This window comes from Verrucosispora sp. WMMD1129 (assembly GCF_029581255.1).
Lineage (GTDB): Bacteria > Actinomycetota > Actinomycetes > Mycobacteriales > Micromonosporaceae > Micromonospora > Micromonospora sediminimaris.
This window is the reverse complement of sequence record NZ_CP120741.1, coordinates 793,456-803,621: the sequence shown is the minus strand read 5'-3', so window position 1 is coordinate 803,621 and position 10,166 is coordinate 793,456. Positions and strand designations below refer to the sequence as shown.

Annotated in this window: 7 protein-coding genes; all 7 read right to left on the bottom strand. The window is 71.1% G+C overall.

Annotated features, from left to right (window positions below; genetic code table 11):
* Positions 1 to 131: 131 nt before the first annotated feature.
* Complete coding sequence (locus O7624_RS03715) at positions 132 to 1,703, bottom strand: pectate lyase (RefSeq protein ID WP_282238926.1); 1,572 nt, start codon at positions 1,701 to 1,703, stop codon at positions 132 to 134.
* A gap of 42 nt (positions 1,704 to 1,745) precedes the next feature.
* Entirely contained in the window at positions 1,746 to 3,131 is a 1,386-nt protein-coding gene (locus O7624_RS03710; RefSeq protein WP_282238925.1) for a pectate lyase, read from the bottom strand.
* Between the two features lie 216 nt (positions 3,132 to 3,347).
* Entirely contained in the window at positions 3,348 to 4,517 is a 1,170-nt protein-coding gene (locus tag O7624_RS03705) for a Gfo/Idh/MocA family oxidoreductase (protein WP_282238924.1), read from the bottom strand.
* Entirely contained in the window at positions 4,514 to 6,004 is a 1,491-nt protein-coding gene (locus O7624_RS03700) for a mannitol dehydrogenase family protein (protein ID WP_282238923.1), read from the bottom strand. The genes O7624_RS03705 and O7624_RS03700 overlap by 4 nt, the downstream gene beginning before the upstream one ends.
* Positions 5,995 to 7,296, bottom strand: a complete 1,302-nt coding sequence (locus O7624_RS03695; protein WP_282238922.1) for an enolase C-terminal domain-like protein — start codon at positions 7,294 to 7,296, stop codon at positions 5,995 to 5,997. Before O7624_RS03695 ends, O7624_RS03700 begins: the two co-directional genes overlap by 10 nt.
* Positions 7,293 to 8,720: a glucuronate isomerase gene (uxaC, locus tag O7624_RS03690; protein ID WP_282238921.1), complete on the bottom strand. Its 1,428-nt coding sequence runs from the start codon at positions 8,718 to 8,720 to the stop codon at positions 7,293 to 7,295. Before uxaC ends, O7624_RS03695 begins: the two co-directional genes overlap by 4 nt.
* A 24-nt stretch (positions 8,721 to 8,744) precedes the next feature.
* A complete protein-coding gene (locus O7624_RS03685) occupies positions 8,745 to 10,073 on the bottom strand; it encodes a Gfo/Idh/MocA family oxidoreductase (protein WP_282238920.1) in 1,329 nt (442 codons plus the stop codon).
* Positions 10,074 to 10,166: the final 93 nt, after the last annotated feature.

Sequence of the window (10,166 nt, the reverse complement as noted above, 5' to 3'; positions counted from 1 at the left end):
TGCTCTGCTTCAACTGGCGCAACGGATTCACCCGGGAACCTGTGCGTGGGTTGAAGCAGAGCAAAGGGGGCGGGGAGGACAGTGGTGGGAGCCGTCGGGTGTCGACGGCTCCCACCGTGTCGGTGCAGGTGCTAGCTGGCGTACGTCTCGAACTCGGCGACCCGCGGGGTGCCGGTCGAGCTGGTGATGTCGAAGGTGATCTTGCGCAGTGACGTCGACCCGAAGCTGATGACGCCCGCGCCGGTTCCGGAGGCCAGCACCGCGCCGGTGTCGTGGTTCAGGACCCGCCAGTTACGGATGGTGCCGGCGGAGCCGGACGCTTCCCGAATGTTGATCTTCGATACCGTGGTGGCGGAGCCCCACTTGATCGAGATCTGGCCGGTGGTGCCGTTCGGCGACCAGGCGGTGTTCATGTTGCCGTCGCGCACGTCGCCGTAGCTGGTGCCGCTGGCCTTGCTGGAGCCGTCGGAGCCGGCGCCGATGCTCAGGTTGGTGCCGCTGGGCTGGCTCGGCGTCGGGGTCGGGTTGCTGGTCGGGGGTGGGGTGGTGGTGGTCGGACCGGGCGTCGGGCTGGTCGGCCCGGCGGTCGGGCTCTGCGGCGTGCAGTTGCCGTTGGAGGTACGAATGCCCTTGTTCGCGCCGGCGGTCTGGCTGACGATGCTCGGCACGCAACTGGCCGCATCGAGCCGGTACGAGTACGGGATGCTGACGCTTGTGTTGGAGGTCGGGTTGGGGCCGGCCGGGTTGGTGTCGCCACCACGCGGGGACCAGGTCACGTTGTCGAAGATGTTGCCACTGACCTGCCAGTAGCCGGCCTCGTCGGTGTAGAAGGTGCCCAGCACGTCCTTGGAGTTCTGGAAGTAGTTGTTGTCCACCTTGGCGCGTGCCCCGGCCCGGGAGTTGATGCCGGACTCGTTGAGGCGTACGTAGTGGTTGTTGTAGATGTGGGCGATGCCGCCGCGCAGCAGCGGCGTACGGGAGTCGATGTTCTCGTAGAGGTTGTGGTGGAACGTGACGTAGCCGTTGGACCGGTCGCTCTCGCTGGATCCGATCAGGCCACCCCGACCGGAGTTGCGCAGGATGCTGTAGGACAGCGTCACGTACTGGGTGTTGTTCTTCATGTCGAACAGCCCGTCGAAGCCCTCCGACTCCCCGCCGGAGGCTTCCAGGGTGACGTGGTCGACCCAGACGTTACGGACATCGGACTCCATGCCGATGGCGTCGCCGCCGTTGGAGGTGGGCGAGCCGGACTTCTTGACGTTCCGGACGGTGACGTTCTGGATGATGATGTTGCTGGCCTCGCGGATGTGGATGCCGATCTGGTCGAAGACGGCGCCGTTGCCGACCCCGAGGATCGTGACATTGCTGATCTGCTTGAGTTCGATCACGTCGTCGGCCGTGTTGCAGCTCGAACCGGACACCTTCGTGGTGTTGCCGTGGTTGATGGTCCCCTCGACCTGAATGGTGATCGGGGTGCTGCTGCTGGCCCGATTGCACAGGGCCGCGTGGATCTGCGTGCCGCTGGTGGCGCGCACGGTCTGTCCGCCCGCGCCGCCGGTGGTGCCACCGTTGCCGGTCGCGAAGCCGGTGGCGCTGCCGACCGCGGCTGACGCCTGCGGCGTCGCCAGGGCCACGCAGACCGCGGCTCCCGTGGCGGTGGCGGCCAGTCCTGCGAGGAGTCGGAGTGCGACTGGTCGTCTCATCCTCGTCTCACCTTTCCTGGTTGGTGGTGGTGGAGTGGGGGGTTACAGCGGTAGGCGTCCGGCGCCGGCGAGTGGGCCGACCACCAGCGGCACCAGCGGGGCCGGCAGTACCGGTCCGTGCCGCAGCGTCGGCGTCCAGCCGGCGTCGGGACTCAGGTCGGGGTCGTGTGCGGCGTTGTACGCGGCGACCAGGTCCACCGGGCGGGACGGCGCGCCGGCTGACTTGACCCAGTTGCCCCGTGTGGTGATCGCGGTGCCGCCCCAGTCGTAGAGCAGGTCGGCGGCGTCGACGCCGGCATCGAGGGTGAAGTGGTTGTTTTCGGCGTGCACGGCGGACTGGACACCGACGCCGATGGCGTACTGGAAGCCGTCACCGCCGAGCCGGTAGGCGTTGTTGTAGACGTCCACCTGGCCGAAGCGGACCCGCGGCAACCGCTGGAGCGCGCCGTCGAACAGGTTGTGGTGCAGGGTGACGTTGAGCCGGCCGACATCCGGGCCGACGGTGTTGGAGGAGCCGATCAGCATCAGCTTGTCGCGTCCCACGAAGCGGTTCCAGGATGCGGTGACCAGGCTGGCGGTGTGGGTGATGTCCAACGCGCCGTCGTGCACCTGGTAGGGCCGTCCGAAGTAGACGGGCTGGGCGCTGTCCGGGTTGTCGCCGTCGGTGAAGGTGTTGTGGTCGATCCAGACGTTCTCGCTGCGGCGCACCGAGACCAGGTCGTACTGCGAGTTCCAGTTGCCGGTCTCACCGTCGGTGGGGGACCAGGCGGGGAAGCAGTCCCGGGCGTCGTCGAAGGTGATGTTGCGGACGATCACGTTCGACGCGCGGTCGATCATCAGGGTCAGCCCGGTCAGCCGTGCTCCCCGCAGCCCGATGATCGTGGTGTTCGGGCCGACGTTGATCTGGGTCTGCTGGGTCTGGTTGGTCACCGAGCGCCGCCGGGCCTCCTCCAGCGGCCCGCTCGGCGTCACCCGGCCCCACACCGCCGGGTCGTACGCGGCCAGGAACCCCTCCAGCGAGTACCCGGGATCAGCCAGGTCGGCGCAGTCGAGCAGCCGACCGTCGGCGTCCTCGAAGCCGTCGATACCGCCCTTGACGTACACGATCTTGGGGGTGGCGTTCGTTGCGTTCGTGGCGTTGTCTCCGCCGAGCGCGGCGACCAGCTCGGCGCGGCTGCTCACCACGTGGATCTGATCGGCCGAGGCGGCGGAGCCTCCGGTGGTGCCGGGACCGGCGGCGGCCCAGCCGTCACCGGCCGGGAGGGCCTGCCGGCCGAGCTGTCGGGCCAACGGTGAGAGTGCGGTGCGGTCGTCCCGCTCGTGGTGGCTGCCGACCCCCGCGTCGTTCGACGGCTGCGCCGAAGCGGCGGCGGGGAGGGCGGTCAGGGCGATAATTGTCGATGCCGCGGCGGCGGCAAGTCTGCGCATCGGCTCGTTCCGTTTCCTTCGTCGTTTTTTCTTATCAATGACGAAGGTTACGTTCATGTTTTTACGAGGGTCAATATTAATGATGTGCAGATTTGTTGCAGCTAATTGTGTCGAGTGGCATCGTCCCGACGTGTGCTGGTCGGGAAACCGCTGTTCATCGCTGCGTCTTCGATCCTGTCTGGACCGGAGATTTGCAGTTTGTTGCGGTGATGCCTCCTATTCTTGATAGATCGGTTCGGTTCGCCAAGGCGTAATCGCCCAGGGCACGCCGAGCTCCGACGGTAGTCGGCCCTCGTCGGCCACCCGACGTAGCACCTCGTTGACGCCGCGCACCCGCAGCACCCGCTGCGCGCCGGCGCCGACGGTGTCCACCAGCGCACCATCGAGCAGCGCCGGGTCGGGTGCCGCCTGCAGGGCGGTCAGGACGGCGGTGAACGGCGCGGTCCGGGCCAGCGGCGCGATCAGCGGTACCCGTGGATCGGCCCGGTGGTCCAGCAGGTTCTCCAGCAGCCCGCACCGGCCGGGCACCGCACGGGCGGTGGGTTCCCCGGGCAGCAGCAGTCGATCGGTCGGGTACTCCAGCACCGCCCGTCCGGCGTCGCCGGTGACGATCACCTCGCCGGCGATGAAGTCCTCGCCGGCCAGGGTCACCGCGGCCACGATCGGCGGACCGTGCCGCTGCCGCACCCGTAGCGCTGCCGTGTCGTCCACCTCGATCGGCCGCACCCGGTAGCGCTCCACCTCGATGCTGACCGGCTCCACCGGCCCGCCGCCGATCACCTCGGCGACGGCAAGGCACTGCATGACCGCGTGCGCGAGCGGATTGGCCAGCGCACCGTCGAGCACCGGCCGCCCGTCGAGCAGCCGACGCCCGGCCCAGGGCGCGCGGGCGTAGTAGGCGTCCGGGCGTTGCCAGGCGGCCACCGTGGCGATGCCGCTGACCGCGCCCATCCGCCCGGTCGACACCGCGTCCGTCAGCGCGGTCAGCGCCGCCGAACCGAGCGCCTGGAATCCGACCTGCACGATCCGGCCGGTGGTGGCCACCGCCCCGGACAGTTCCTCGTGCTCGGCGGTGGAGAGCACCGGCGGCTTCTCCAGCAGCACGTCCGCTCCGGCGGTCACCGCGTCCCGGGCGATCCGCAGGTGGGTGTGCGGTGGGGTGCAGATGACCACCACGTCCGGCGTGACGTCGGCGAGCATCGCCCGGTGGTCGGTGAACACCGGGACGCCGGCCGGCACCGGTGCCGCCGGTTCGCACTCGATCGGCCGGGTGTCGACCAGGGCGACCAGGCGTACCCGGCCGGCCTCGTGCAGCGGCCCGATGACGCGGCGGTGCCAGCGCCCGTGGCCGTTCGCCCCCACCAGCGCCACCCGGGGACTCGTCACACCGCACCGGCCAGGGTGGCGCGTACACCGTGCTGATGCAGGTCGGTGAGCCAGGCGACCACGTCGGCGCGGACCTGCGCGTCGGCGGCCACCTCGGGCGGCACGACCTCGTCGATGCCGAGCACCGCCTCCACCGCCCCCGCCGGGCTCTGCGGCGCGGCGGCCAGCGCGGCGCGGATCCGCTCCGCCAGCGGGTCGTCCAGCGGCAGGGCGCGACCGTCGTCGGCGCTGCCCTGGACGAACCGGATCCAGGCGGCGACGACCAGCGCCGCCCAGCGGGCCGGCCGCCCGGCCGCGCGCAGGTCGGCGACCGTGTGCAGGATGCGCTGCGGCAGTTTCTGCGACCCGTCCATCGCCACCTGGAGGGTGCGGTGCCGGATCGCCGGGTTGCCGAAGCGCTCCAGCACCTGTTCGCCGTAGCCGACCACGTCCACCCCGTCGGGGGGAACGAAGCTGGCGGCCACGTCCTCGGCGATCAGCCGGCGCAGCACCGTGTCCAGGTGCGGCAGCGTGAGGGCCTCCGCGATCGTCTCGCAGCCGGCCAGCGCGCCGAGGTACGCGGTGGCCGAGTGCACGCCGTTGAGGGCGCGCAACTTCAGCCGCTCCCACGGCCCCGCGTCCGCGCAGAGCACCGCCCCGGCGCGCTCCCACGCCGGCCGACCGCCGGGGAAGTCGTCCTCGATCACCCACTGGGTGTACGGCTCGGCCGCCACCGCCGCGAGATCCTCGACGCCGAGTGCCCGCTGGGCCGCGGCGAGGGTCTCCGGGGTGCTGGCGGGGACGATGCGGTCCACCATGGTGCCCGGGAAACCGACCTGCCCCTCGACCCAGTCCAGCACCTGTCGCGAGATGCCGGCGTACGCCAGGGACTGGGTCACCAGGCTCCGCAGCCGGCGGCCGTTGGCGGGCAGGTTGTCGCAGCTGACCAGGGCGATCGGTCCGGCGTCGGCGGTGGCGCGGGCCAGCAGGCCGCGCACCAGCAGCCCCGGCACGGTGATCGGCGGTCGGTCGGTGGTCAGGTCGGCGACCAGGTCGGTGTCGGGTCGCAGCGTGCCGGCGGCCGGATCGAGTTGGTACGCCTTCTCGGTCACGGTCAGGGTGACCACCCGGATCGCCGGGTCGGCCAGCAGGGCCACCACGGCCTGCGGGTCGGCGGCGGCCAGTCGCACCCCGGCCAGTGCTCCGACCACGCGGGTGTGCTGGTCGGCGGCGGAGAGCGTGCTGACGCTGAAGAGGTTGTCCTGGGCGGCCAGGGTCGCCACCATCTCCGCGTTGCGGGGGGCCACGCCGATGATGCCCCAGTCGCCGCCGGCCAGGCCGATCGCCTGCTCGGTGTAGACGGCCTGGTGGGCGCGGTGGAAGGCGCCGAGCCCGAGGTGCACCACACCGGCCGGGACGGCGCCCGGACGGATCAGGGGACGGGCCTCCGCGGGCAACCGGCGTACCGCGCCCAGCCCTAGTCGGGACGCGCCCACGGTCACCGCCATGCCGGACCGTCCGGGAAGCGGAAGGCGGCGATCGACTCGGGGCGCATGGTGGCGCTGTAGCCGGGAGCGGTCGGCAGCAGGTAGCGCCCGTCGCGGGTGCGTATCGGGTCGACGAAGTGCTCGTGCAGGTGGTCGACGTACTCCACCATCCGTCCCTCCAGACTGGCGCCCACCCGCAGGTAGTCGAAGATCGCCAGGTGCTGCACGTACTCGCAGAGGCCGACGCCACCGGCGTGCGGGCAGATCGGCACCCCGAACTTCGCCGCCATCAGGATCTCGGCGAGCACCTCGTTGACCCCGCCGACCCGGCAAGCGTCGATCTGCATCACGCCGATCGCCTCGGCCTGCAACAACTGCTTGAAGATGACCTTGTTGGCGGCCACCTCGCCGGTGGCGACCCGGCACCGCCCGCCGGCCAGCTCGTCCATCGCCCGGGCGATCCGGGCGTGGCCGAGGATGTCGTCGGCGTGCGTCGGCTCCTCGATCCAGTACGGGTCGACCTCAGCGAGGGCCGTCATGTTGGTGATCGCCTCGTCGACGTCCCAGACCTGGTTGGCGTCCATCATCAGCAGCGCGTCCGGGCCGATCTCCGACCGGATGATCCGGGCCCGCCGCAGGTCGTCGGCGGGCGGGCCACCGACCTTCATCTTCATCGCCCGCCACCCCTGCGCGTACGCCTCCCGGGTCAGCGCCCGGACCTTGTCGTCGGGGTAGCCGAGCCAGCCCACCGAGGTGGTGTACGACGGGAAGCCCTCACGTTCCAGCAGCGCCAGCCGGTCGGCGAGCCCGTCGCGCCCCTTGTCCAGGATGGCGGCGGCCTCGTCGGCGGTGAGCGCGTCGGTGATGTGCCTGAAGTCGACATTGGCCACCAGCTCGTCGGTGGGCAGTTCGGCAAGGTAGCGCCACATCGGCTTGCCGGCCAGCTTGGCCCGCAGGTCCCACACCGCGTTGACAAGCGCGCCGGTGGCCATGTGGATGACCCCCTTCTCCGGGCCGAGCCAGCGCAGCTGCACGTCGGCGACGAGCGAGCGCCAGAACGCCACCGGCTCGGCGGTGATCTCCTGCACCGTCCGCCCTCGTACGTGGTGGGCCAGCGCGTCGACCGCGGCGCAGGTGATTTCGTTGCCACGGCCGTTGGTGAAGGTGAAGCCGGCGCCGGTCGGCCCGTCGTCGGTGCTCAACTCCACATAGGTGGCCGAGTAGTCGCCGCGGTTGATCGCGTCGGAGCCGTCGCCGCTGGCGGCGGTGGGGAACCGCACGTCGTGCACGGTCACCTCGGTGATGCTGGTCATGACTCTTCTCCGAACTTGAAGACCCGCTTCGGCAGCCGGTACGCCAGGTCGACGATGGTCTCGGCGGCCTCGTCCATGGGCAGCCGGTGCTCGGCGACCAACCGGGCCAGGAAACCGGCGTCGACGCGGCGCGCCACGTCGTGCCGGACCGGGATGGAACAGAACGCCCGGGTGTCGTCGACGAACCCGGCGGTGTTGTAGAAGCCGGCGGTCTCGGTCACCGACTCGCGGAAGCGGCGCAGCACCTCGGGGGAGTCCAGGAACCACCAGGGCGCACCGAGCAGCAGCGCGGCGTACCCACCGGCCAGTGGTGCCAGCTCCCGGGTGAAGGTGTCCTCGTCGAGGGTGTAGAGCACCACCCGAAGGCGGGGGTCGTTGCCGTACGCGTCCAGCAGCGGGGCGAGGGCGTGCACGTACTCGGTGACCTGTGGGATGTCGCCACCCACGTCACGGCCGTGCCGGGCGTGCAGCCACCGGTTGTGGTTGCGCACCGCCCCCGGGTGCAACTGCATGACCAGGCCGTCGTCGAGCGACATGCGGGCGAACTCCAGCAGCATGTGCGCCCGGAACGCCTCCGCGTCGCCCGGCTCCGCCGCGCCCCGCCGGGCCCGGTCGAACAGCGCCGCCGCGTCCGCACCGAGATCGAGGGTACGGGCGGTGGGGTGACCGTGGTCGGACGAGGTGGCGCCGGCGGCGATGAAGGCGGCCCGGCGCGAACGCAGGGCGGCCAGGTAACCGGCGTACGTCCCGGTGTCCTCCCCGGTGATCTCGCCGAGCTGGTCGACGTTGCTCGACCAGCCTTCGAAGTCCAGGTCGACCACGTTGTCGGGACGGAAGGTGGTGACCACCCGCCCGCCGGGACCGCCCCAGCCGTCGGCGGCGAGCTTGGCGTGCCGGCCCAGATCGTCCAGGGGCGACTCGGTGGTGGCGAGCACCTCGATGTTGAACCGTTCGAACAGTGCCCGCGGCCGGAAGTCGGGCTCCGCGAGCCGGGCGGCGAGGGCGTCGTACACCTCGTCGGCCGTGCCCGGGGTGAGTCGGGTGTGCACGCCGAACACCTCGGTGAAGGTCTGCTCCAGCCACAGCCGTGACGGCGTGCCCCGGAACAGGTGCCACCCGTCGGCGAAGCGACGCCAGATGCGCCGCCCGTCGGTCTCCACCGGGCTGCCGTCGCGGCTGGGCACCCCCAGCTCACCCGGGGAGACGCCCTGACTGAGCAGCATCCGGGTCACGTAGTGGTCGGGCACGATGAGCAGCTGGGACGGGTCGGGGAACGGCTGGTCCTCGGCCAGCAGCGCCGGATCGACGTGCCCGTGCGGGGAGATGATTGGCAACTGCGCCACCAGCGCGTACAGCTCGCGGGCCAGCGCGCGTTGGCCCGGCTCGGCGGGGAGGAGCAGGTCGGGTCTGGTCGAGGTGGGCACGGGGAGCGGCTCCTGTGGTCGGTGTCAGTCGAGGGTGAGCAGGTCGGCGACCCGCACGGGTGCGCCGGTTTCGAAGGACCGGTTGGCGGCCAGGCCGGTGAGCAGGGCCAGCGCCCCGTCGCGAGCGCTGGCCGCGCGGTGCAGCGGATCGGGTACGCCACCGAACAGCACCTGAGTCATCCGAGCGTCCGCCCCGCCGTGCCCGTGCCGGGTGTAGCCGTCGACCTCGATGCGTTGCGGCGGTGACCAGAAGGGGCGCAGGGTCAGCGTGGCGGCGCCACCCTCGTCGGCTGCCTGGTCGCCGTGCAGTGCGGCGCCCTTGAGCGCACCGGCGGCGGCCGGGCTTACGAACTCGCTCTCGGTGACCTCCAGTTCGAGGCGGCCCCGGCTGCCGTTGACCATCACCCGGTATCCCTCCCAGGGCGCGTACGCCGTGAGGTGGTAGGTCATGGTCGCCCCGGTGGAGTAGGTGGCCAGCACCGCCATGTCGTCCTCGATGCTGACCCCGGGGGCGAAGACGTTCTGGTCCCGGTGGTAGCCGTCCTCGGCCTCGGCGTCGAGGTACAACTCGCGCAGTCGGGGGTGCTCGGCCAGCCGCAACGCGAACGGGTCGTCGTCGGCGGCCGGCGACGCATGGGCCCGGTCGTAGTCCCGGGCGTAGCCGTGCCGGCGGCCGGCGGCACCGTAGAAGAACAGCCGGCCGGCGGCGTACACCTGCACGGGTGTGGCGTCCAGCCACCAGTTGACCAGGTCGAAGTGGTGGCTGGCCTTGTGCACCATCAGGCCGCCGGAGCTGGCCTTGTCCCGGTGCCAGCGGCGGAAGTAGTCGGCGCCGTGGCGCACGTCGAGCAGCCACTCGAAGTGCACCGAGCCGATCTCGCCGACCGCGCCGTCGGCCAGCAGCCGGCGCAGCTGCTCGTGCAGCGGGTTGTAGCGGTAGTTGAAGGCCACCGTCACCCGCCGGCCGGCGCGGCGTACCGCGTCGAGAATGCGCTGGCAGCGCGGCGCGTCGGTGGTCATCGGTTTCTCGGTGACCACGTCGCAGCCCGCCTCCAGCGCAGCCACCACATACTCGTCGTGGGTGACGTCCACGGAGGTCACCAACACCACGTCGACGTGCTCCTTGGCCAGCATCGTGGCGAAGTCGCCCGCGTGGTAGGTCGGCACGGGTCGGTGGCCCAGCTCACCGAGCCACCGGTTGTGGGCGTCCATCCGGGCCTGGTTGACGTCGGCGAAGGCGACCAGTTCGACGGTGTCGGCGTGGTCGCGCACCAGCGCCCGGACGAACATCTCGGCGCGGGCGCCGGTGCCGACCACGGCGTACCGGGCCCGCCTGCCGGATTGCGGTGACACGGACCGACCCTCCTCGATCTCTCTGCAAACCTTTGCACTGAAGTAACCACGGTCGATCGGCTCGCGTCAACGAGGGCGCGAAAATCGGCGGCC

Bases quoted from the DNA above. Each gene is read 5' to 3' on its own strand.
- O7624_RS03715 (WP_282238926.1), bottom strand. From the start codon at position 1,703: ATGAGACGACCAGTCGCACTCCGACTCCTCGCAGGACTGGCCGCCACC.
- O7624_RS03710 (WP_282238925.1), bottom strand. From the start codon at position 3,131: ATGCGCAGACTTGCCGCCGCCGCGGCATCGACAATTATCGCCCTGACC.
- O7624_RS03700 (WP_282238923.1), bottom strand. From the start codon at position 6,004: ATGGCGGTGACCGTGGGCGCGTCCCGACTAGGGCTGGGCGCGGTACGC.
- O7624_RS03695 (WP_282238922.1), bottom strand. From the start codon at position 7,296: ATGACCAGCATCACCGAGGTGACCGTGCACGACGTGCGGTTCCCCACC.